This is a genomic window from Streptococcus sp. DAT741 (assembly GCF_009866825.1).
GTDB lineage: Bacteria > Bacillota > Bacilli > Lactobacillales > Streptococcaceae > Streptococcus > Streptococcus ruminantium.
In genome coordinates, this window is the sequence record NZ_CP019557.1 from 23,651 (window position 1) to 45,338 (window position 21,688).

General features: G+C 42.5%; 15 protein-coding genes, 16 tRNA genes and 2 rRNA genes. All 33 read left to right on the forward strand.

Going from position 1 to position 21,688, the window contains the following annotated elements; translation table 11 throughout:
• Nucleotides 1-99 precede the first annotated feature (99 nt).
• The 33 genes from BZG42_RS00135 to purH all read left to right on the forward strand — a co-directional run bounded on the left by BZG42_RS00135 (nucleotide 100) and on the right by purH (nucleotide 21,639).
• A 23S ribosomal RNA gene (locus tag BZG42_RS00135) occupies nucleotides 100-3,002 on the forward strand.
• Nucleotides 3,003-3,223: 221 nt separating this feature from the next.
• Nucleotides 3,224-3,339, forward strand: a 5S ribosomal RNA gene (rrf, locus tag BZG42_RS00140).
• A gap of 116 nt (nucleotides 3,340-3,455) precedes the next feature.
• Nucleotides 3,456-3,528, forward strand: a tRNA-Val gene (locus BZG42_RS00145).
• A gap of 19 nt (nucleotides 3,529-3,547) precedes the next feature.
• Nucleotides 3,548-3,620, forward strand: a tRNA-Asp gene (locus tag BZG42_RS00150).
• Between the two features lie 47 nt (nucleotides 3,621-3,667).
• Nucleotides 3,668-3,740, forward strand: a tRNA-Lys gene (locus BZG42_RS00155).
• A gap of 3 nt (nucleotides 3,741-3,743) precedes the next feature.
• Nucleotides 3,744-3,825: transfer RNA gene (locus BZG42_RS00160), tRNA-Leu, on the forward strand.
• 14 nt (nucleotides 3,826-3,839) lie between these two features.
• A tRNA-Thr gene (locus BZG42_RS00165) sits at nucleotides 3,840-3,912 on the forward strand.
• A gap of 12 nt (nucleotides 3,913-3,924) precedes the next feature.
• Nucleotides 3,925-3,996, forward strand: a tRNA-Gly gene (locus BZG42_RS00170).
• Between the two features lie 8 nt (nucleotides 3,997-4,004).
• Nucleotides 4,005-4,088: transfer RNA gene (locus BZG42_RS00175), tRNA-Leu, on the forward strand.
• A gap of 16 nt (nucleotides 4,089-4,104) precedes the next feature.
• Nucleotides 4,105-4,178, forward strand: a tRNA-Arg gene (locus BZG42_RS00180).
• Nucleotides 4,179-4,225: 47 nt separating this feature from the next.
• A tRNA-Pro gene (locus tag BZG42_RS00185) sits at nucleotides 4,226-4,299 on the forward strand.
• Between the two features lie 19 nt (nucleotides 4,300-4,318).
• A tRNA-Met gene (locus BZG42_RS00190) sits at nucleotides 4,319-4,392 on the forward strand.
• 14 nt (nucleotides 4,393-4,406) lie between these two features.
• Nucleotides 4,407-4,480: transfer RNA gene (locus BZG42_RS00195), tRNA-Ile, on the forward strand.
• Between the two features lie 4 nt (nucleotides 4,481-4,484).
• Nucleotides 4,485-4,574: transfer RNA gene (locus tag BZG42_RS00200), tRNA-Ser, on the forward strand.
• 67 nt (nucleotides 4,575-4,641) lie between these two features.
• Nucleotides 4,642-4,715 (forward strand) — tRNA-Met (locus BZG42_RS00205).
• A 14-nt stretch (nucleotides 4,716-4,729) separates the two neighbouring features.
• A tRNA-Phe gene (locus BZG42_RS00210) sits at nucleotides 4,730-4,802 on the forward strand.
• Nucleotides 4,803-4,840: 38 nt separating this feature from the next.
• Nucleotides 4,841-4,914: transfer RNA gene (locus BZG42_RS00215), tRNA-Ile, on the forward strand.
• An 11-nt stretch (nucleotides 4,915-4,925) separates the two neighbouring features.
• A tRNA-Ser gene (locus BZG42_RS00220) sits at nucleotides 4,926-5,013 on the forward strand.
• Nucleotides 5,014-5,073: 60 nt separating this feature from the next.
• Entirely contained in the window at nucleotides 5,074-5,898 is an 825-nt protein-coding gene (gene mreC, locus BZG42_RS00225) for a rod shape-determining protein MreC (protein ID WP_029751473.1), read from the forward strand.
• Nucleotide 5,899: 1 nt separating this feature from the next.
• Nucleotides 5,900-6,415 (forward strand): rod shape-determining protein MreD, encoded by a 516-nt coding sequence (gene mreD, locus BZG42_RS00230; protein ID WP_155966036.1) that lies wholly within the window; start codon nucleotides 5,900-5,902, stop codon nucleotides 6,413-6,415.
• Between the two features lie 84 nt (nucleotides 6,416-6,499).
• Nucleotides 6,500-7,738 (forward strand): peptidoglycan hydrolase PcsB, encoded by a 1,239-nt coding sequence (pcsB, locus tag BZG42_RS00235; protein WP_155966039.1) that lies wholly within the window; start codon nucleotides 6,500-6,502, stop codon nucleotides 7,736-7,738.
• Nucleotides 7,739-7,994: 256 nt separating this feature from the next.
• Entirely contained in the window at nucleotides 7,995-8,963 is a 969-nt protein-coding gene (locus BZG42_RS00240) for a ribose-phosphate diphosphokinase (protein WP_024533088.1), read from the forward strand.
• An 86-nt stretch (nucleotides 8,964-9,049) separates the two neighbouring features.
• Nucleotides 9,050-10,228 carry a pyridoxal phosphate-dependent aminotransferase gene (locus BZG42_RS00245; protein WP_024533087.1) on the forward strand — a complete coding sequence of 393 codons (1,179 nt, stop codon included), beginning with the start codon at nucleotides 9,050-9,052 and terminating at the stop codon, nucleotides 10,226-10,228.
• Nucleotides 10,215-10,997 carry a DNA repair protein RecO gene (recO, locus tag BZG42_RS00250; protein ID WP_024533086.1) on the forward strand — a complete coding sequence of 261 codons (783 nt, stop codon included), beginning with the start codon at nucleotides 10,215-10,217 and terminating at the stop codon, nucleotides 10,995-10,997. The genes BZG42_RS00245 and recO overlap by 14 nt, the downstream gene beginning before the upstream one ends.
• Nucleotides 10,994-12,001 (forward strand): phosphate acyltransferase PlsX, encoded by a 1,008-nt coding sequence (plsX, locus tag BZG42_RS00255; RefSeq protein ID WP_120171147.1) that lies wholly within the window; start codon nucleotides 10,994-10,996, stop codon nucleotides 11,999-12,001. Before recO ends, plsX begins: the two co-directional genes overlap by 4 nt.
• Nucleotides 11,994-12,242: a phosphopantetheine-binding protein gene (locus BZG42_RS00260; RefSeq protein WP_024533084.1), complete on the forward strand. Its 249-nt coding sequence runs from the start codon at nucleotides 11,994-11,996 to the stop codon at nucleotides 12,240-12,242. Before plsX ends, BZG42_RS00260 begins: the two co-directional genes overlap by 8 nt.
• A 117-nt stretch (nucleotides 12,243-12,359) precedes the next feature.
• Complete coding sequence (gene purC, locus BZG42_RS00265; RefSeq protein ID WP_155969784.1) at nucleotides 12,360-13,067, forward strand: phosphoribosylaminoimidazolesuccinocarboxamide synthase; 708 nt, start codon at nucleotides 12,360-12,362, stop codon at nucleotides 13,065-13,067.
• Between the two features lie 15 nt (nucleotides 13,068-13,082).
• On the forward strand, nucleotides 13,083-16,808 hold the full coding sequence (locus tag BZG42_RS00270; RefSeq protein WP_155996246.1) for a phosphoribosylformylglycinamidine synthase: 3,726 nt from the start codon (nucleotides 13,083-13,085) through the stop codon (nucleotides 16,806-16,808).
• A complete protein-coding gene (gene purF / locus BZG42_RS00275; protein ID WP_120171152.1) occupies nucleotides 16,805-18,259 on the forward strand; it encodes an amidophosphoribosyltransferase in 1,455 nt (484 codons plus the stop codon). The genes BZG42_RS00270 and purF overlap by 4 nt, the downstream gene beginning before the upstream one ends.
• A gap of 79 nt (nucleotides 18,260-18,338) precedes the next feature.
• Nucleotides 18,339-19,361: a phosphoribosylformylglycinamidine cyclo-ligase gene (gene purM, locus BZG42_RS00280; RefSeq protein WP_155964222.1), complete on the forward strand. Its 1,023-nt coding sequence runs from the start codon at nucleotides 18,339-18,341 to the stop codon at nucleotides 19,359-19,361.
• The gene (gene purN, locus BZG42_RS00285) at nucleotides 19,358-19,912 is read left to right on the forward strand and encodes a phosphoribosylglycinamide formyltransferase (RefSeq protein ID WP_155996245.1); all 555 of its coding nucleotides are present in this window, start codon (nucleotides 19,358-19,360) and stop codon (nucleotides 19,910-19,912) included. The genes purM and purN overlap by 4 nt, the downstream gene beginning before the upstream one ends.
• Nucleotides 19,909-20,070, forward strand: coding sequence for a phosphoribosylaminoimidazolecarboxamide formyltransferase (locus tag BZG42_RS00290; protein ID WP_227984918.1), 162 nt, complete (start codon nucleotides 19,909-19,911; stop codon nucleotides 20,068-20,070). The genes purN and BZG42_RS00290 overlap by 4 nt, the downstream gene beginning before the upstream one ends.
• A 21-nt stretch (nucleotides 20,071-20,091) precedes the next feature.
• Nucleotides 20,092-21,639 (forward strand): bifunctional phosphoribosylaminoimidazolecarboxamide formyltransferase/IMP cyclohydrolase, encoded by a 1,548-nt coding sequence (purH, locus tag BZG42_RS00295; RefSeq protein WP_155996244.1) that lies wholly within the window; start codon nucleotides 20,092-20,094, stop codon nucleotides 21,637-21,639.
• The last annotated feature ends 49 nt before the right edge of the window (nucleotides 21,640-21,688 follow it).

The window sequence follows — 21,688 nt, forward strand, 5'->3', positions numbered from 1 at the left end:
AATTCCATTTATTTTAAGAAATAAATGAATAGTAACAAGAAAATAAACCGAAACGCTGTGAATTAATGAGAATTCTAGTTAAAAGAACTAGGTTAATAAGGTTAAGTTAATAAGGGCGCACGGTGGATGCCTTGGCACTAGAAGCCGAAGAAGGACGTGACAAACGACGAAATGCCTTGGGGAGCTGTAAGTAAGCATTGATCCATGGATGTCCGAATGGGGGAACCCACTAGCTAGATGGCTAGTATCCACATCTGTTAAGGGTGTAGGAGGGAAGACGCAGTGAACTGAAACATCTAAGTAGCTGCAGGAAGAGAAAGCAAAAGCGATTGCCTTAGTAGCGGCGAGCGAACCGGCAGGAGGGCAAACCAGAGAGTTTACTCTCTGGGGTTGTAGGACTGCAATGTGGACTTATGATTGATAGACGAATGACTTGGGAAGGTCAGCCAGAGGAGGTAATAGCCCTGTAGTCGAAATCGATGATATACCTAGCAGTATCCTGAGTACGGCGAGACACGCGAAATCTCGTCGGAATCCGGGAGGACCATCTCCCAACCCTAAATACTCTCTAGTGACCGATAGTGAACCAGTACCGTGAGGGAAAGGTGAAAAGTACCCCGGAAGGGGAGTGAAATAGAACCTGAAACCGTGTGCCTACAAGAAGTTCGAGCCCGTTAATGGGTGAGAGCGTGCCTTTTGTAGAATGAACCGGCGAGTTACGTTATGATGCGAGGTTAAGTTGAAGAGACGGAGCCGAAGGGAAACCGAGTCTGAAAAGGGCGCATTAGTATTATGACGTAGACCCGAAACCATGTGACCTACCCATGAGCAGGTTGAAGGTGCGGTAAGACGCACTGGAGGACCGAACCAGGGCACGTTGAAAAGTGCTTGGATGACTTGTGGGTAGCGGAGAAATTCCAAACGAACTTGGAGATAGCTGGTTCTCTCCGAAATAGCTTTAGGGCTAGCGTTGACATAAAGATTCTTGGAGGTAGAGCACTGTTTGGATGAGGGGGCCATCTCGGTTTACTGATTTCAGATAAACTCCGAATGCCAAGTAATTATGGTCGGCAGTCAGACTGCGAGTGCTAAGATCCGTAGTCGAAAGGGAAACAGCCCAGACCACCAGCTAAGGTCCCAAAATAACTATTAAGTGGAAAAGGATGTGGGGTTGCACAGACAACTAGGATGTTAGCTTAGAAGCAGCTATTCATTCAAAGAGTGCGTAATAGCTCACTAGTCGAGTGACCCTGCGCCGAAAATGTACCGGGGCTAAAATAGTTTACCGAAGCTGTGGATGACCTTTGAGGTCATGGTAGGAGAGCGTTCTATATGCGGTGAAGGCATACCGTGAGGAGTGCTGGAGCGTATAGAAGTGAGAATGCCGGTATGAGTAGCGAAAGATGGGTGAGAATCCCATCCACCGTAAGACTAAGGTTTCCAGGGGAAGGCTCGTCCGCCCTGGGTTAGTCGGGACCTAAGGAGAGACCGAAGGGTGTATCCGATGGCCAACAGGTTGATATTCCTGTACTAGAGTATGAAGTGATGGAGGGACGCAGTAGGCTAACTAAAGCGGGCGAATGGAAGAGCCCGTCTAAGCAGTGAGGCTTGGTATGAGTTAAATGCTTGTATCTTTAAGGTTGAGCTGTGATGGGGAGCGAAGTTTAGTAGCGAAGTTAGTGACGTCACACTGCCAAGAAAAGCTTCTAGCGATGTATCATACTCTACCCGTACCGCAAACCGACACAGGTAGTCGAGGCGAGTAGCCTCAGGTGATCGAGAGAACTCTCGTTAAGGAACTCGGCAAAATGACCCCGTAACTTCGGGAGAAGGGGTGCTGTCTTATGGACAGCCGCAGTGAATAGGCCCAAGCAACTGTTTATCAAAAACACAGCTCTCTGCTAAATCGTAAGATGATGTATAGGGGGTGACGCCTGCCCGGTGCTGGAAGGTTAAGAGGAGTGCTTAGCGTAAGCGAAGGTATGAATTGAAGCCCCAGTAAACGGCGGCCGTAACTATAACGGTCCTAAGGTAGCGAAATTCCTTGTCGGGTAAGTTCCGACCCGCACGAAAGGCGTAATGATTTGGGCACTGTCTCAACGAGAGACTCGGTGAAATTTTAGTACCTGTGAAGATGCAGGTTACCCGCGACAGGACGGAAAGACCCCATGGAGCTTTACTGCAGTTTGATATTGAGTATCTGTACCACATGTACAGGATAGGTAGGAGCCTAAGAGAACGGGACGCCAGTTTCGTTTGAGGCGCTGTTGGGATACTACCCTTGTGTTATGGCTACTCTAACCCAGATAGGTAATCCCTATCGGAGACAGTGTCTGACGGGCAGTTTGACTGGGGCGGTCGCCTCCTAAAAGGTAACGGAGGCGCCCAAAGGTTCCCTCAGATTGGTTGGAAATCAATCGCAGAGTGTAAAGGTATAAGGGAGCTTGACTGCGAGAGCTACAACTCGAGCAGGGACGAAAGTCGGGCTTAGTGATCCGGTGGTTCCGTATGGAAGGGCCATCGCTCAACGGATAAAAGCTACCCTGGGGATAACAGGCTTATCTCCCCCAAGAGTTCACATCGACGGGGAGGTTTGGCACCTCGATGTCGGCTCGTCGCATCCTGGGGCTGTAGTCGGTCCCAAGGGTTGGGCTGTTCGCCCATTAAAGCGGCACGCGAGCTGGGTTCAGAACGTCGTGAGACAGTTCGGTCCCTATCCGTCGCGGGCGTAGGAAATTTGAGAGGATCTGCTCCTAGTACGAGAGGACCAGAGTGGACTTACCGCTGGTGTACCAGTTGTCTTGCCAAAGGCATCGCTGGGTAGCTATGTAGGGACGGGATAAACGCTGAAAGCATCTAAGTGTGAAACCCACCTCAAGATGAGATTTCCCATGATTTTGAATCAGTAAGGACCCTTAGAGAAGATGAGGTAGATAGGTTGGGAGTGGAAGTGCTGTGAGGCATGTAGCGGACCAATACTAATCGTCCGAGGACTTATCCAAACTAAGTAACGAGGGCGTCAAATCCGCTTGAAAAATAGGAACCTAACGCAGTATGCTTGCATACAAGGCAGGTTATCTTTTTTCCAAGGATTTAGCCCGAGTACAATTACTCACGAGTCAATATTGACAGCAAGAGGTTTTCTTGTTAGAATATAGATATTCAATTTTGAATGGACAATATGAGTAATGAGGAATTTTTTCTCATACGAATTCATTCACAGTTAAGTGACGATAGCCTAGGAGATACACCTGTACCCATGCCGAACACAGAAGTTAAGCCCTAGAACGCCTGAAGTAGTTGGGGGTTGCCCCCTGTGAGATACGGTAGTTGCTTAGCACTATTGGAGAGAGATCTCCAGAAGGGAGTTTAGCTCAGCTAAGGAGGATTTTATCCGACTTTGTCGAAGCGTTAGCGCACGACAGGGGAACCCACTGAGTTAAGCTGCCAGATATGGGAGTTTAGCTCAGCTGGGAGAGCATCTGCCTTACAAGCAGAGGGTCAGCGGTTCGATCCCGTTAACTCCCATTTTTGTAGAAATACAATAGGTCCCGTAGTGTAGCGGTTATCACGTCGCCCTGTCACGGCGAAGATCGCGGGTTCGATTCCCGTCGGGACCGTTTGTTCAAGGATGCAAGAGTTGTGTTTTTGGATTGAAGAATTAACAGACTCGTTAGCTCAGTTGGTAGAGCAATTGACTTTTAATCAATGGGTCGCTGGTTCGAGCCCAGCACGAGTCATATGCGGGTTTGGCGGAATTGGCAGACGCACCAGATTTAGGATCTGGCGCTTTCGGGCGTGGGGGTTCAAGTCCCTTAACCCGCATAGGAATATATTAGGCCGGCTTAGCTCAGTTGGTAGAGCATCTGATTTGTAATCAGAGGGTCGCGTGTTCAAGTCATGTAGCCGGCATAGTGAAAGGATGCGAACGTAGTTCAGTGGTAGAACACCACCTTGCCAAGGTGGGGGTCGCGGGTTCGAATCCCGTCGTTCGCTTAGGAGAGGCCGGGGTGGCGGAACAGGCAGACGCACAGGACTTAAAATCCTGCGATGGCAACATCGTACCGGTTCGATTCCGGTCCTCGGCATGTAGGATATGATAGAGCACCCTTAGCTCAACTGGATAGAGTACCTGACTACGAATCAGGCGGTTAGAGGTTCGAATCCTCTAGGGTGCATCACTCGCTTAATGGAGACGTTAGGGGAGCTTTATTTTTAATGATAACGGGAAGTAGCTCAGCTTGGTAGAGTACTTGGTTTGGGACCAAGGTGTCGCAGGTTCGAATCCTGTCTTCCCGATTATGATTTATTTTTATTTGGCGGTGTAGCTCAGCTGGCTAGAGCGTCCGGTTCATACCCGGGAGGTCGGGGGTTCGATCCCCTTCGCCGCTATATTCTTGTTTGCTGGACCTTTAGCTCAGCTGGTTAGAGCTCTCGGCTCATAACCGAGCGGTCGTAGGTTCAAGTCCTACAAGGTCCATATTGGAGGATTACCCAAGTCCGGCTGAAGGGAACGGTCTTGAAAACCGTCAGGCGTGTAAAAGCGTGCGTGGGTTCGAATCCCACATCCTCCTTGAGTTATGAAGACTTTAGGAAGTCCATCTTGTTAGGCTTTTTGTCTGAGTACGATTATATTGTTGTCGCGGGATGGAGCAGCTAGGTAGCTCGTCGGGCTCATAACCCGAAGGTCGTAGGTTCAAATCCTGCTCCCGCAATTGTTTAAGAATTCGGCTCGGTAGCTCAGTTGGTAGAGCAATGGATTGAAGCTCCATGTGTCGGCGGTTCGATTCCGTCTCGCGCCATGTTTTGACTTTGTCCTTTGTCCAAGTTTTATTATCTTGGGCGCGTAGCTCAGATGGTTAGAGCGCACGCCTGATAAGCGTGAGGTCGGTGGTTCGATTCCACTCGTGCCCATATATAATAGTGGAGAATTACTCAAGAGGCTGAAGAGGACGGTTTGCTAAATCGTTAGGTCGGGTAACTGGCGCAAGGGTTCGAATCCCTTATTCTCCGTAATGAACGAGATTATCACTTGATATTCTCGTTTTATTGTATCTTAGTGAAGAGGCTATTATGAATAAATTTTCAAAATTAGTTGTTGTTATTTCAGTTTTTATACTACTTTCTTTTTCCCTTTTGTTTGTGACTTTTTCAAAGGGAGTACAAATTCCTTTGTTGAATAATGTTATAAATGCAGTTGTTGCCCCTATACAGTCTGCTATTTCTATTCCGACTAGATTTTTTTCTGAACAAAAGGAAGTTCTGAATGATTTGTTGGACACTTATAAAGAAAATAAACAATTAAAAATAGCGGTCATGAATTTAGAAAGAATGGCGGCTGAAAATGCTAATTTAAAAGCAGAGAATGAATCATTGAGGAACAACTTAGGAATTACATCATCTTTTCCTGAGAAAAAATTTATTTCGGGTTCTGTCTTGGTGCGAACACCCTCATCTTGGTCTGAGCATGTTACGATCAATGTTGGTAAGGTTGACAGTGTAATGGAGAATGCTCTTGTAATTGCCAATGGAGGATTGATTGGTGTGATTAGTTCAGTAAATACTAATTCTTCTGTCGTAAAATTATTTACGAACTCCGATGAGTTTTCAAAGTTACCCGTTAAAATTTCAGCTGGTTCTAAAGAGCTATATGGTATTTTAGCAAGATATGATATGGATTCTAATAGTTTTGTTATCAATCAATTAAACTCTGCAGATGAAATTGCGGTGGGAAGTAACGTTGTTACAAGTGATTTAGCTGGTGATACTCCTGCTAATATTCAGATTGGTAAGGTTTTATCAGTTAAATCAAGTAGTAATAATTTTAATAGGGAAGTTTATGTAAAACCAACAGCTAGTTTTTCATCTATCTATTCAGTTTTAGTGGTAGGGCAGTAAAATGCGCAATAAATTAGTAGAAGTATTTATGTTCCCTGTTTTATTTGTGTTGCTACTAGTTGATGGGCAACTATCGACATTGGTAACAAATTGGTCGGTGGACTTATTTTCTGTTTCAAGTCATTTGGTGTTTATGTTGGCTATCTTCTACGCTAACTATGTTTCAGTCAGATTTTCATTGTTGGTATTTACTCTATTGGGGTTGATATATGATATTAGCTATCTTGGGTTAATTGGTATTGCCATAACAACTTTTCCTCTAGTTGGTTACTGCATCTACTTTTTCTTTCAAGGGGCTGATAGGAAGCGTGGACTTAACGCTCTGATTTTATTGGTGGTAGTTTTTCAATTTGAATTTATTAGCTACTTGTTTGCTCGTATTTTTCATATGACGAACTTATCAGTATTTATTTTTGTTTTCAACAAGCTGCTCCCAAGTTTAGTATTTAATTTGTTGTTATTTTTAGTTTTACAACCTTTACTAGAACGCTTATTTGGGATAACAAACAAGACATAAAAATGTAATAATTGCGTAATATACTTACCTAATTATTTTGATAAAATGAGAGAGTCAGAAAGTATAGAGGGGTTGCGTTTGTTTATGAAGAAAAAAATCTTAGCTACATTGATGTTAAGTTCAGTCGTTCTGTCAAATGTGAATGGTGTGGTTGTGATTGGTGCAAACGATGTAGACAGTCAAATTGCAGCGAAAAATCAACAGATTAACGAACTTACGGCTCAGCAAGCTGCAGCCCAGCAACAAGTTGATGATATTCAAGGGAAAGTTGATGCAATTGTTGCTGAACAGGCAAAATTGACAGAAGAAAATACCCGTTTAGAGGCAGAGTCAAGAACCTTGGCTGCCGATATTGAGCGACTATCTGCTGATATTGTGTCGCGTGATGATGCTTTGAAAAAGCAGGCTCGGAGCGCTCAGATTGATGGTTCTGCTTCAAGTTATATCAACACTATTTTAGATTCAAAGTCAATCGTTGATGCTGTTTCTCGTGTCAATGCGATGCGTGAAATTGTTTCTGCTAATAACCGTATGTTAGAACAGCAGAAGGCTGATAAAGAAGCGATTATTGTAAAACAAAAAGCCAATCAAGAAGCGATTACTACATTAGCTGCTAATCGTCAAAAATTAGCAGATGATGCTCAAACACTTCAAGTTCGTCAGGCAGAGTTAGAAGCAGCAAAGTTAAATTTGGCAGCTGAAAAAGCGACTGCTGAAGGTGAAAAGAATGCATTGCTTGAGAAAAAGGCAATTGCAGAGGAGGCTGCTCGTCAGGCTGCTGCTCGTCAAGCAGAGTATCAGGCGCAACAAGCTGCCTTAGCTCAGCAACAAGCTGTTTCAGTAGTAGCACCGGTTGCATCAGCTCCTGCAGCTGCTATGTTAGCTCAAACTATTGCTACATCTGCTCAGACGGTATCAGCACCGACTGCTTCTGCATCAACTGGTGTTAGTCGTTCAGCAGCTGTAAGTAATGCGCGTTATGATGCTTCTTCTTATCCAGTTGGTGAGTGTACATGGGGAGTTAAGTCACAACTTTCATGGGTTGGTCCATTTTGGGGTGATGCCCAGAACTGGGCAGCTAGTGCACGTGCGGAAGGTTTCCGTGTAGACACAACTCCGGCCGTTGGTGCAATAGCTGTTTGGTCAGGTGCTAATGGTTATGGTGGTGGTTACGGGCACGTAGCAGTTGTAACTGCTGTAGAGAGCTCAACCAATATTCAAGTTACAGAGTCAAATTATATGGGTAATCGCTATGTCGGGAACTTCCGTGGGTGGTTCAATCCAGTAGCCGATGGTGTGACTTGGTATATTCACGCAAGATAATGAAGACCCTAGGAAAAATCTTAGAATAAAAATAGGAAGTAAACAATTATAGTTTTCTGGGAACCAGATTTCTATGTTTGTTTGCTTTTTTATTTTTATGTGCTAAGATATGAAGCTACTGATGAAGAATTTATAAAAATAAAACTATTCCTGTTTCAAGATTTTTGATGTGTCAGTATTTTCTTATCTGATTTCGTTTGAAAAATGGAGTAAAAAGCGTTAAAATAATAGAGGTAGAAATATAGAGGAGGCTGTCATGGCGTTTACTGACTTAAAATTGTTCGCTCTTTCGTCCAATCAGAAATTAGCTGAACAAGTGTCGAAAAAAATAGGAATTCCTTTGGGAAAATCAAGTGTTCGTCAATTTTCAGATGGTGAGATTCAGGTAAATATTGAAGAATCTATTCGTGGAACTCAGGTATATATTCTTCAGTCGACTAGTTCACCAGTTAATGACAATTTAATGGAAATTTTGATTATGGTTGATGCTCTTAAACGTGCATCAGCAGAATCAGTAAACGTAGTAATGCCTTATTATGGTTATGCACGTCAGGATCGTAAAGCTCGTGCTCGTGAGCCTATTACTTCAAAACTAGTGGCTAATATGCTGGAAACTGCAGGAGTTGATCGTCTGTTGACGATTGATTTACACGCTGCTCAAATTCAAGGCTTTTTTGATATTCCTGTAGATCATTTGATGGGAGCTCCGCTGATTGCTGATTACTTTGAACGTCGTGGCATGATGGGTGATGGTTACGTGGTTGTGTCACCGGACCATGGTGGTGTTACTCGTGCTCGTAAATTAGCTCAATTTTTAAAGACTTCCATCGCAATTATTGATAAACGCCGGAGTGTTGATAAGATGAACACCTCAGAAGTTATGAACATTATCGGAGACATTAAGGGCAAAACGTGTATCCTAATTGATGATATGATTGATACTGCGGGTACGATTTGTCATGCTGCCGATGCTTTAGCGGAAGCAGGTGCAACAGCTGTCTATGCTTCATGTACTCACCCAGTATTATCAGGACCTGCTATGGATAATATTAGCAAATCAGCTATTAAGAAATTGGTGGTATTGGATACGATTGAAATCGCTGAGGAGCGCTTGATTGATAAAATTGAGCATATTTCGACTGCAGAATTATTGGCAGAAGCAATCATTCGTATTCATGAAAAGCGTCCATTATCGCCTTTATTTGAAACAAGTTGTGTCAAATAAGTATAGGGAAGGGTCGGGTGGCTCTTCTTTTTTACATTTATTTTTAAAATATATTATAATAGTTTTATATATTTTTGAGGTGTAGGATGAATTTATTGAATCGTTTTAATAAAAATTTAAATCGGATTGAGGTTTCAATGATTCGTCAATTTGATCAGTCAATTTCAGATATACCTGGTATTTTAAAATTGACCCTGGGAGAACCTGATTTTACAACGCCAGATCATGTAAAGGCTGCTGCTAGAGCTGCTATTGAGGCCAATCAAAGTTATTATACGGGAATGGCTGGACTTTGGGAACTGCGTCAGGCTGCTGCCGAATTTGTAGCAGAAAAATATGGGTTGTTCTATAAGCCTGAGAGTGAGATTTTGTCCACAATTGGAGCAACGGAGGCTCTATCAGCTAGCTTACTTGCTATTTTAGAGCCTGGAGATACTGTCCTTTTGCCTGCTCCTGCTTATCCAGGCTATGAGCCAATTGTTAATATGGTAGGAGCCGATGTTGTTGAAATGGATACAACGTCAAATAATTTCGTCTTGACACCTGAGACGTTGGAAGAGGCAATTATTGAACAAGGAGATAAACTCAAAGCAGTTATTCTTAACTATCCTGCCAATCCAACTGGTATAACCTATTCGCGTGAACAGATTAAAGCTTTGGCAGATGTATTGAGTAGGTATCCTGTGTTTGTTTTATCTGATGAAGTTTATGCTGAGTTGACTTATACAGGTCAGGCACATACATCAATAGCTGAGTTTTTACCAGAGCAGACTATTTTAATTCAGGGTCTATCCAAATCTCATGCTATGACAGGCTGGCGGATTGGTTTGATTATGAGTCAGGCTCCAATAATTGCTCAGATTATTAAAAGTCATCAGTATCTTGTAACAGCAGCGGCAACAGCTATGCAATATGGTGCGGTTGAAGCTTTAAAAAATGGTAAGGATGATGCTCTACCGATGCGGGCGGAATATATTAAGCGCAGGGATTATATCATTGAGAAAATGACAGAGATGGGCTTTGGAATTATTAAGCCTGATGGGGCGTTTTATATCTTTGCTAAAATTCCTACGGGTTACAACCAAGATTCTTTTAGTTTTTTACAAGATTTTGCGAGAAAGAAAGCGGTAGCCTTTATTCCAGGTGCAGCCTTTGGCCAGTATGGTGAAGGTTATATACGGATTTCTTATGCGGCAAGTATGGAGAATATTCAAGTAGCCATGATCCGTTTGAAAGAATATTTGGAAGAAAATGGAACGAATTGAAACGAGAGGTTTGGTCCTTTACAATCGGAATTTCCGAGAAGATGATAAGCTAGTTAAGATTTTTACGGAGAAGTCTGGCAAGCGAATGTTTTTCGTAAAACATGCTTCTAGGTCTAAGTTGATGGCTTCTATACAACCCCTGACTTGTGCGGATTTTATTGTCAAAATCAATGATGATGGGCTATCTTATATCGAAGATTTTCATCAAGTGCAGCCTTTTAAATCTATCAATGGAGATATTTTCAAGCTTAGCTATGCAACCTATATTTTGGCTCTAGCGGATGCTGCTTTGCAGGATAAGGTTTATGATCCAGCTCTCTTTGTTTTTTTAGTCAAGACCTTGGACTTGATGGAGTTGGGATTGGACCATGAGGTGCTGACCAATATTTTTGAGATTCAGATTCTAGGGAGATTTGGGATTCATTTAAATTTTCATGAATGTGTCTTTTGTCATCGGATTGGTTTACCCTTTGACTATTCTTACAAGTATAGTGGTGTCCTATGTCCACAGCATTATCAAGAGGACGAGCGACGGGCCTATCTGGATCCAAATGTTCTTTACCTGCTTAATCAATTTCAGGCTATTTCCTTTGACGATTTGGAAACAATCTCGATTAAGCCTGACATGAAGCGGAAGTTACGACTTTTTATTGACCAATTGTATGAGGAGTATGTGGGACTCCATTTGAAATCCAAGAAATTTATTGATAATTTGCCTGCTTGGGGACAAATTATGAAAACAAGAAGAGAGAATGAGGAAGTAGAATGAAACGTATTGCAGTAGATGCCATGGGTGGGGATCATGCCCCTCAGTCTGTTGTCGAAGGTGTCAATCAGGCTTTAGTTGCTTTTCCAGATATTGAAGTTCAACTCTATGGAGATGAGACAAAAATTAAACAGTATTTGACAGCGACAGAACGGGTAAGTATCATCCATACAGATGAGAAAATTAGCTCGGATGATGAGCCGGTAAGGGCCATTCGTCGAAAGAAAAATGCTTCTATGGTGCTAGCAACTAAGGCTGTAAAAGAGGGTACGGCAGATGCGGTTTTATCAGCTGGTAATACCGGTGCCCTTTTGGCAGCAGGTGTCTTTGTGGTTGGACGTGTTAAAAATATTGATCGTCCTGGTCTTATGTCTACTTTACCGACCATGGATGGTCAGTGTTTTGATATGATGGATTTGGGGGCAAATGCTGAAAACACAGCTCATCACCTTTATCAATATGGTATTCTTGGGTCATTTTATGCAGAACATGTTCGGGGTGTTAAAAATCCTCGTGTTGGTCTTTTAAACAACGGAACAGAGAATACCAAGGGAACACCTATTCATCAACAAGCTTATACCCTCTTGTCTGAAGATCCCTCTATTCATTTTATCGGTAATGTAGAGGCGCGTGAGCTGTTAAACAGTGTGGCAGATGTCGTTGTAACGGATGGTTTCACGGGAAACGCTGTGCTGAAAACTATTGAGGGAACTGCGAAGTCGATTGTTGGTCAGCTAACAGGCTCCATAAAAAATGGTGGCTTTCTGGCAAAATTGGGGGGGCTCTTGGTTAAGCCAACTTTGAAAAAAGCACTAAGTGCTATGGACTATAAGAAGGCTGGCGGTGCAGTCTTGCTTGGGCTGAAGGCACCGGTCATTAAAGCTCACGGTTCCAGCGATGCCCAGTCCATTTTCTATACAATCCAGCAGACTCGTTCTATTTTGGAGGCTGATATTGTAGAAAAATCTGTTAAGAAGTTTTCGGTAGTGGAGGAAAAACATGACTAAAGAGCAAGTTTATCAGCGAATTGTTGATTTAATTCAAGATGAAAAGGGGGATGATTTTATTGTTGAGCCCAGTTCTTCTTTAAATGATACTATTGCGCAGGATTCGGTTGAAGTCATGGAATTTGTTCTCGATTTGGAAGATGAGTTTAGCGTAGCTGTTCCAGATGAGGCTATTGAGCACTTTGAAATCTTATCTGATATTGTTGATTTTATTTATGATAAAATAGAAAAACGTTCGTAAATTACGGACGTTTTTCGTTATTTTCACAATAGTTACAACAAGTTTGTTGTAAACGCGAATTATATATGTTAAAATAAACGAAAAAATTAGATTTTTTAACGAAAGACGAACATTCTTATGAAAACAAACTGCATCTATTCAGGAAAAGCTAAAGATATTTATGCCACGATTGATGAACGGAAAATTGTGGCAGTTTACAAAGATCAAGCAACAGCCTTTAATGGAGAGAAAAAGGAACGGATCATTGGAAAGGGGAGACTCAATAATCTGATTTCTTCTTTGATTTTTGAAAAGATGAATGCTGCTGGTATTAAAACTCATTTTATTAAGCGCCTTTCTGATACTGAACAGCTCAATCAGAAAGTGGATATTATTCCTCTGGAAGTTGTTTTGAGGAATGTGGCGGCAGGGTCATTTTCTAAGCGATTTGGGATAGCGGAAGGAACGGAGCTGGCTAGTCCTATTGTGGAGTTTTATTATAAAAAAGATGAGCTAAACGATCCTTTTATCAACGATGAACATGTAGCTTTTCTAAAGTTGGCCAGTCAGGAAGAAGTTGCTTATATTAAAGAAGAGACGCGACGTATCAATCGCTTTTTGCAAGATTTATTTGCGCAGATTGGTCTGAAATTGGTGGATTTTAAGTTAGAATTTGGGATTAATCAGACTGGGCAAATCTTATTGGCAGATGAGTTTTCTCCTGACAACTGTCGCTTGTGGGATGCAGATGGTAATCATCTAGATAAAGATGTTTTTCGTAGGGGGCTCGGACAATTGACTGATGTTTATGAGGTTGTATTGGAAAAGTTAGAAGAATTGAAATAGGGAGTGATATCTTGTATGGCTAAGCGGATTTTTGTTGAGAAGAAGGCAGATTTTCAGATTAAGTCGAAGGTTTTGCTGAAGGAACTGATAGATAGTTTGCAACTGACTAGTCTATCTAGTCTGCGCTTGGTGCAGGTTTATGATGTTTTTAATCTTGAGGATGACTTGCTTGAAGAGGCTGTTAAGCATATTTTTACTGAACAAGTAACAGACAAGGTCCTAACTGAGACGGAATTGGACCTAGATAATGCAATTTATTTTGCAATTGAAGCTCTTCCGGGGCAATTTGACCAGCGCGCGGCAAGCAGTCAAGAAGCTCTACGCTTATTGGGCAGTCGTCAGAATGTGCGTGTTCATACAGGTCAGCTCTACATCTTGAATGAAAGTGTGCAAGAAGAAGAGCTAGTTGCCATTAAGAAATATCTTCTCAATCCTGTAGACTCTCGTTTCAAGGATATGGATTCTTCCTTAGTAGCCCAGGAATTTTCAGCATCAGATACCATCATTCCAGATTTAGACTTTTTTACAAGCTATACAGCAGAAGATTTTGTAGTCTACAAGCGTGAGGTTGGCTTAGCTATGGAAGTGGAAGACCTGCTCTTTATTCAGGATTATTTTAAGTCCATTGGTCGGGTACCGACAGAAACGGAGCTTAAGGTTCTAGATACGTATTGGTCAGATCATTGCCGCCACACTACTTTTGAAACAGAGCTAAAATCCATTGATTTTTCTGCTTCAAAATTCCAGAAGCAGTTGCAGGCAACTTATGACAAGTATTTAGCGATGCGGGAAGAATTAGACCGTATAGATAAGCCACAAACTCTCATGGATATGGCAACGATTTTTGCCCGTTATGAGCGAGCAAATGGTCGTTTGGATGATATGGAAGTTTCAGATGAAATCAATGCTTGTTCCATTGAAATTGAAGTAGATGTGGATGGTGTTAGGGAACCTTGGCTTCTTATGTTCAAGAATGAGACTCATAACCATCCAACAGAAATTGAACCTTTTGGTGGTGCAGCGACCTGTATCGGTGGTGCTATCCGTGATCCGCTTTCTGGTCGTTCTTATGTCTATCAGGCTATGCGAATTTCTGGAGCGGGTGATATTACCCAGCCTCTATCGGCTACCCGTGAAGGGAAATTGCCGCAGCAAATCATTTCAAAGACAGCGGCTCAAGGATACTCGTCTTATGGGAACCAGATTGGACTTGCAACAACTTATGTACGTGAATACTTCCATCCAGGCTTTGTTGCTAAGCGAATGGAATTAGGAGCTGTAGTAGGCGCCGCTCCAAAAGAAAATGTAGTCCGTGAAAAACCGGCAGCTGGTGATATGGTTATCTTACTTGGCGGGAAGACAGGACGAGATGGCATTGGTGGAGCAACGGGTTCATCAAAAGTTCAGACGATTGAGTCAGTAGAAACAGCTGGAGCAGAAGTTCAAAAAGGAAATGCCATTGAAGAACGTAAGATTCAACGCCTTTTTCGTAAAGGGGAGGTGACTCGTCTCATTAAAAAATCGAATGACTTCGGCGCAGGTGGTGTTTGTGTTGCAATTGGTGAACTGGCAGATGGTTTGGAAATTGATTTGAACAAGATTCCACTTAAATATTCAGGATTGAATGGAACAGAGATTGCTATTTCTGAATCTCAGGAACGAATGAGCGTAGTGGTTGCTCCAGAAAATGTAGAAACATTTATTGCAGCTTGTCAAGAAGAAAATATCTATGCAGTAGTAGTGGCAAAGGTTACCGAAAAACCGAATTTGGTCATGATTTGGAATGAACAAGTTATTGTTGATATCGAACGTTCTTTTCTAAATAGTAATGGCGTCCGTGTAGGGGTTGAAGTCAAGGTGATTGACAAGAGTGTCAACCTTCCAGAAGTACGTAGAACTTCGGTCAAAACCTTACAAGTTGATGTAGAGGATCTTCTTTCTGATCTCAATCATACTAGTCAGAAGGGGTTGCAAACGATTTTTGATAGTTCTGTTGGTCGATCAACTATCAATCATCCAATCGGTGGTCGCTATCAGTTGACACCGACGGAAAGTTCTGTTCAGAAGTTACCAGTAGAACACGGTGTGACAACAACCGCTTCAGTTATTGCTCAGGGCTATCATCCTTATTTAGCCGAGTGGTCTCCATACCATGGTGCAGCTTATGCGGTCGTTGAAGCGACAGCTCGCTTGGTAGCAACAGGAGCTGAATGGTCTAAGGCACGTTTTTCTTATCAGGAATATTTTGAACGTATGGACAAGCAAGCAGAGCGTTTTGGTCAACCGGTGGCAGCTCTTCTTGGTTCTATTGAGGCTCAGATTCAGCTTGGCTTGCCGTCTATTGGTGGTAAGGATTCAATGTCTGGTACTTTTGAGGAGTTGACCGTTCCACCAACCTTGGTTGCATTTGGTGTGACAACAGCAGATAGTAGCAAGGTCCTTTCACCGGAATTTAAAGCAACGCAAGAATATATCTATTACCTTCCAGGCCAAGTTTTATCAGAAAATATTGATTTTAACCTTATCAAATCAAATTTTGAGACTTTTGAAAAATGGCAGAGCGCTTATCGAATTACGGCTGCGAGTGCAGTTAAATATGGTGGAGTTCTAGAAAGTTTAGCCCTCATGTCTTTTGGAAACCGAATTGGTGCAGAAGTTGAATTGAATTCTTTAGAAAATTGTTTAACAGGTCAATTGGGAGGTTTCGTTTTTACATCGTCGGAAGACATTCCAGAGGCAGTGAAAATTGGACAGACAACAGTAGACTTTACATTGCTTGTCAATGGTGTCAAGTTAGAAGGAAGTCGCTTACAGGCAGCTTTTGAAGGTAGGTTAGAAAATATTTATCCAACAGAGTTTCAACAGGCTGAAAAGCTACAGGCAGTTCCTACAGTAGCAGTAAGTACAGTGAGTAAAGCCAAGGAAAAAGTTGAGCAACCTCTGGTTTATATTCCAGTCTTCCCGGGAACAAACTCGGAATATGATTCAGCCAAGGCCTTTGAACAGGCCGGTGCTAGGGTCAAATTAGTGCCATTTTTAACTTTAAATATGGAAAGTATTGAACAATCAGTTGACAGGATGGTTGACAATATTGACAAGGCAAATATTCTCTTCTTTGCAGGTGGATTCTCGGCTGCGGATGAACCAGATGGATCTGCTAAGTTTATCGTGACCATCTTACGAAACAGTAAAGTCCGCTCTGCTATTGACCGCTTCATCGAAAAAGGTGGACTTATCATCGGAATCTGTAATGGTTTTCAAGCTCTTGTCAAATCAGGCCTACTGCCGTATGGCAACTTTGAGGAGATAGGGGAAACGAGTCCTACTCTCTTCTACAATGATGCCAATCAGCATGTAGCTAAAATGGTGGAGACAAGAATTTCAAACATCAATTCACCATGGTTGGCAGGTGTGCAGGTGGGAGATATTCATACCATTCCCGTTTCTCATGGGGAAGGGAAATTTGTCATAAGCGATGAAGAATTTGAGATATTACGAGACAATGGACAAATCTTTAGTCAATATGTTGACTTTACAGGGCGACCTAGCATGGACTCTAAGTACAATCCAAACGGTTCTAGTCATGCGATTGAAGGAATCACTAGCCGAAACGGTCAAATAATAGGGAAAATGGGACACTCAGAACGTTATGAAGAAGGACTATTTCAAAATATTCCAGGGAACAAAGACCAAGGATTATTTGTTTCAGCAGTACGCTACTTTACAGGGAAATTAAGATGACATACGAAGTAAAATCACTCAATGAAGAATGTGGAATTTTCGGTATTTGGGGACATCCTCAGGCCGCACAAGTTGCTTATTTTGGTTTGCATAGTTTGCAACATCGTGGACAAGAAGGGGCAGGAATTCTGTCTAATGATGCAGGATATTTGAGACACCATCGTGATATGGGCTTGATTGCAGAAGTTTTTAAGAACTCTGAGGACTTGGAACGTTTGACAGGAAGAGCAGCTATTGGTCATACTCGCTATGCAACGTCAGGGTCGGCTTCTATCCGTAATATTCAGCCCTTTCTCTTTGATTTTTCAGATATGCAAGTCGGGTTGGCTCATAATGGAAACTTAACCAATGCTGTGAGCTTGAAGGCTGAGCTAGAAAAGACTGGTTCGATTTTCTCCAGTTCATCAGATACGGAAATTCTTATGCATTTGATTCGTCGTAGTCGTAATACAGATGTGATGGGGAAAATTAAGGAAGCATTGAATACAGTCAAGGGGGGCTTTGCTTACTTGATTATGCTAGAAGATCGGCTGGTTGCAGCCTTGGATCCAAATGGTTTTCGTCCTCTTTCTATTGGTAAAATGAAAAACGGGGCTTGGGTAGTTGCCAGTGAAACCTGTGCCTTTGAAGTCATTGGAGCTGAGTGGGTTCGAGATGTGGAACCGGGTGAAATTGTTATTATTGATGATAGTGGTGTCCATTATGATACCTATACAACAGATACTCAGCTTGCAGTCTGTTCTATGGAGTATGTTTACTTTGCCCGCCCAGATTCTGTTATTCATGGTGTCAATGTTCATACGGCAAGAAAAAAGATGGGACGTCGTTTGGCGCAGGAATTTCAACATGAGGCAGATATTGTTATCGGTGTTCCAAATTCTTCTTTATCTGTTGCTATGGGTTTTGCGGAAGAATCCGGTTTGCCAAATGAAATGGGACTAATTAAAAATCAGTATATTCAACGAACCTTTATTCAACCAACTCAAGAACTACGAGAACAGGGGGTCCGGATGAAATTATCGGCTGTTTCCAGTGTGATCAAAGACAAACGAGTGGTGATGATTGATGATTCTATCGTTCGTGGAACGACCAGTCGTCGGATTGTTCAACTCTTGCGTGATGCAGGGGCAAAGGAAATCCATGTAGCAATTGGAAGTCCAGAACTCAAGTATCCATGCTTTTATGGAATTGATATTCAGACACGCAGAGAGTTGATTTCTGCTAATCACAGTGTAGATGAGGTCTGTGAGATTATTGGGGCGGATAGTTTGACTTACCTTTCCTTAGAAGGTCTGATTGACTCTATCGGCATTGATACGAAGGATCCGAAAGGGGGACTATGTGTAGCTTACTTTGATGGAGAGTTTCCTACCCCACTCTACGATTATGAAGAAGAATATCTTCGTAGCTTAGAAGAAAAAACAAGTTTTTATATTGAAAATGTTAAATAAGATATGGGGTTGTCAATCCAACTTGACAGAGTTGTCAACTTTGTCAAGTATCTGTAAAGTGGCGCAGGGAGGAAATGAAATGACAGAAAAAAATGCTTACGCAAAATCAGGTGTTGATGTAGAAGCTGGTTATGAGGTTGTCAAACGTATTAGGAAACATGTTGCACGGACAGAGCGTCTGGGAGTCATGGGAGCTCTTGGTGGTTTTGGAGGGATGTTTGATCTCACCAATTTAGCTATTACGGAACCTGTCTTGGTATCTGGGACAGATGGTGTTGGCACCAAGCTCATGTTGGCGATCAAGTATGATAAGCACGATACAATCGGTCAAGATTGTGTTGCCATGTGTGTCAACGACATCATTGCAGCTGGCGCAGAGCCCCTTTATTTCCTTGATTACATTGCGACAGGAAAAAATGAGCCTGCCAAGCTTGAACAAGTGGTTGCTGGTGTGGCAGAAGGATGTGTTCAGGCAGGTTGTAGTTTAATTGGTGGGGAGACAGCTGAAATGCCTGGCATGTATGGCGAGGACGACTATGATCTAGCTGGTTTTGCTGTCGGTATCGTTGAAAAATCCCAAATCATTGATGGTTCCAAAGTGACTGAAGGAGACATTCTTCTTGGTCTTGCTTCAAGTGGCGTTCACTCAAATGGTTACTCCCTGGTTCGCCGTATTTTCTCCGATTATACAGGTGAGGAGAGCTTACCAGAGTTGGAAGGAAAAAAACTCAAGGAAGTTCTCCTTGAGCCTACTCGTATCTATGTCAAAGCAGTGCTTCCTTTGGTTAAGGAGGGTTTGATTAACGGTATCGCCCATATCACAGGTGGGGGCTTCATTGAGAATGTCCCCCGTATGTTTACAGATGACCTAGCTGCTGAAATTGATGAGAGCAGGCTTCCAGTTCTGCCAATCTTCAAAGTCATCGAAAAATATGGACAAATCAAGCATGAGGAAATGTTTGAAATCTTCAACATGGGAATCGGTTTAATTTTAGCAGTCAGTCCGGAAAATGTTTCTAAGGTTGCCGAGCTAGCAGATGAAGAAGTTTTTGAAATCGGTCGTATTATTTTTAAAGAAGACAAAAGTGTGATTATCAAATGAAGAAGATAGCAGTGTTTGCTTCAGGAAGAGGCTCTAATTTTCAGGTGATTGCAGAACAATTTGAAGTGGAATTTGTCTTCTCAGACCGTCGAGCAGCTTATGTTTTGGAAAGAGCCAAAAATTTGGGAGTTCCAGATTATGCCTTTGAACTCAAAGAGTTTGAGGACAAAGTGGCCTATGAACAAGCTATCGTCAACTTGCTGGACCAGCACCAGATTGACCTAGTCTGTCTGGCAGGCTATATGAAGATTGTTGGAACGACTTTATTAGCTAAGTATGAAGGTCGAATTATCAATATTCATCCAGCCTATTTGCCAGAATTTCCAGGGGCTCATGGGATTGAAGATGCTTGGAATGCTGGCGTGGCAGAAAGCGGTGTAACCGTTCACTGGGTTGATAGTGGTGTGGATACGGGGCAGATTATCAAGCAGGTGCGAGTTCCTCGTTTACCAAATGATATTCTTGAAACGTTTGAGGAGCGGATTCACGAGGCAGAATATAGACTTTATCCAACGGTATTAGACGATTTAGGAGTGAAGAGGAAAGAATGATGGTTCAAAAAATCATTTTGTTTGTATTGGTATTCATTTTAGTGGCTCTGCTCTTTAATAGCTTTATTTTTGCAAACTTAGAAAATCCTGCACGTTTGATTTTGGCATACGGATTATCTTTGATTTTATCAGGATTTCTTATGACTCAAATCAAGTAATTTGTGAAAAAAGGGGAAAATATGATAAAACGCGCATTGATTAGTGTATCAGATAAGACTGGTATTGTAGAATTTGCTAAAGAACTAAGAAGTTTAGGATGGGAGATTATTTCAACCGGTGGCACAAAGATTGCCCTTGATGGTGCTGGAGTTGATACCATTGCTATTGATGATGTGACTGGATTCCCAGAAATGATGGACGGTCGTGTCAAGACTTTGCATCCAAATATCCACGGCGGACTCTTGGCTCGTCGTGACTTGGACAGTCACCTGCAGGCTGCTAAGGACAATAAGATTGAGCTTATCAACCTAGTGGTGGTTAACCTTTACCCATTCAAAGAAACCATCCTGTGTCCAGATGTGACCTATGATTTGGCGGTAGAAAATATTGATATTGGTGGTCCTTCTATGCTTCGCTCAGCGGCGAAAAACCATGCCAGTGTGACTGTTGTGGTAGATCCGGCTGACTATTCTATGATTTTAAAAGAAATGGCAGAGCAGGGTGAGACTAGCTATCCAACGCGCCAAAAATTGGCCGCCAAGGTTTTCCGTCATACAGCAGCATATGATGCCTTGATTGCTGATTATTTCACCAAGCAAGTTGGTGAAGAAAAACCTGAAAAACTAACCCTTACTTACGACCTTCATCAGCCTATGCGCTATGGAGAAAACCCACAACAAGATGCTGATTTCTATAAAAATGCCCTTCCAACAGCATATTCCATTGCTTCTGCCAAGCAGTTAAACGGTAAGGAATTGTCTTTCAATAATATTCGCGATGCCGATGCAGCTATTCGTATTATTCGTGATTTCAAGGATCGTCCAACAGTTGTTGCCCTTAAGCACATGAATCCATGCGGTATCGGACAGGCTGACGCTATCGAAACAGCTTGGGATTACGCCTATGAGGCAGATCCGGTGTCTATTTTCGGTGGGATTGTCGTGTTGAATAGAGAGGTGGATGCAGCGACGGCTGAAAAGATGCATCCGATTTTCTTAGAAATTATTATCGCACCATCTTACACGGAAGAAGCGCTAGCTATTTTGACAAACAAAAAGAAAAATCTTCGGATTTTAGAGTTGGCTTTTGATGAGCAAGACATTAGCGAAGTGGAAAAAGAGTTCACAGGTGTAGTTGGTGGTCTTTTGGTGCAGGATCAAGACGTGGTGGTGGAAAGTCCAGTGGACTGGCAGGTCGTGACGGAACGTCAGCCTTCAGAACAAGAGTGGGCAGCTATGGAGTTTGCATGGAAGTCTTCCAAGTACGTCAAGTCAAATGGTATCATCATCACAAATGACAAGATGACCCTAGGTGTAGGGCCAGGACAAACCAATCGTGTGGCTTCTGTCCGCATTGCAATCGAACAGGCCAAGGAGCGTTTGGATGGAGCAGTCTTAGCTTCAGATGCTTTCTTTCCATTTGCAGATAATGTGGAGGAGATTGCTGCGTCTGGTATTAAAGCTATTATCCAACCGGGAGGGTCAGTTCGAGATCAAGATTCCATCGACATGGCTAATAGATATGGACTAACGATGGTCTTTACAGGCATGCGACATTTTAGACATTGAGATATAGTGAGGCGCCTGACAGATGCCGGGTGTATACCTATTCATATTA

Excerpts from the sequence above, each read along its gene's own strand:
- purN (WP_155996245.1), top strand. The coding sequence starts at position 19,358 with ATGAAGAAGATAGCAGTGTTTGCTTCAGGAAGAGGCTCTAATTTTCAG.
- BZG42_RS00290 (WP_227984918.1), top strand. The coding sequence starts at position 19,909 with ATGATGGTTCAAAAAATCATTTTGTTTGTATTGGTATTCATTTTAGTG.
- mreD (WP_155966036.1), top strand. The coding sequence starts at position 5,900 with ATGCGCAATAAATTAGTAGAAGTATTTATGTTCCCTGTTTTATTTGTG.
- purC (WP_155969784.1), top strand. The coding sequence starts at position 12,360 with ATGAAAACAAACTGCATCTATTCAGGAAAAGCTAAAGATATTTATGCC.
- purH (WP_155996244.1), top strand. The coding sequence starts at position 20,092 with ATGATAAAACGCGCATTGATTAGTGTATCAGATAAGACTGGTATTGTA.
- BZG42_RS00260 (WP_024533084.1), top strand. The coding sequence starts at position 11,994 with ATGACTAAAGAGCAAGTTTATCAGCGAATTGTTGATTTAATTCAAGAT.
- purM (WP_155964222.1), top strand. The coding sequence starts at position 18,339 with ATGACAGAAAAAAATGCTTACGCAAAATCAGGTGTTGATGTAGAAGCT.
- BZG42_RS00245 (WP_024533087.1), top strand. The coding sequence starts at position 9,050 with ATGAATTTATTGAATCGTTTTAATAAAAATTTAAATCGGATTGAGGTT.
- BZG42_RS00240 (WP_024533088.1), top strand. The coding sequence starts at position 7,995 with ATGGCGTTTACTGACTTAAAATTGTTCGCTCTTTCGTCCAATCAGAAA.
- purF (WP_120171152.1), top strand. The coding sequence starts at position 16,805 with ATGACATACGAAGTAAAATCACTCAATGAAGAATGTGGAATTTTCGGT.
- recO (WP_024533086.1), top strand. The coding sequence starts at position 10,215 with ATGGAACGAATTGAAACGAGAGGTTTGGTCCTTTACAATCGGAATTTC.
- pcsB (WP_155966039.1), top strand. The coding sequence starts at position 6,500 with ATGAAGAAAAAAATCTTAGCTACATTGATGTTAAGTTCAGTCGTTCTG.
- mreC (WP_029751473.1), top strand. The coding sequence starts at position 5,074 with ATGAATAAATTTTCAAAATTAGTTGTTGTTATTTCAGTTTTTATACTA.
- BZG42_RS00270 (WP_155996246.1), top strand. The coding sequence starts at position 13,083 with ATGGCTAAGCGGATTTTTGTTGAGAAGAAGGCAGATTTTCAGATTAAG.
- plsX (WP_120171147.1), top strand. The coding sequence starts at position 10,994 with ATGAAACGTATTGCAGTAGATGCCATGGGTGGGGATCATGCCCCTCAG.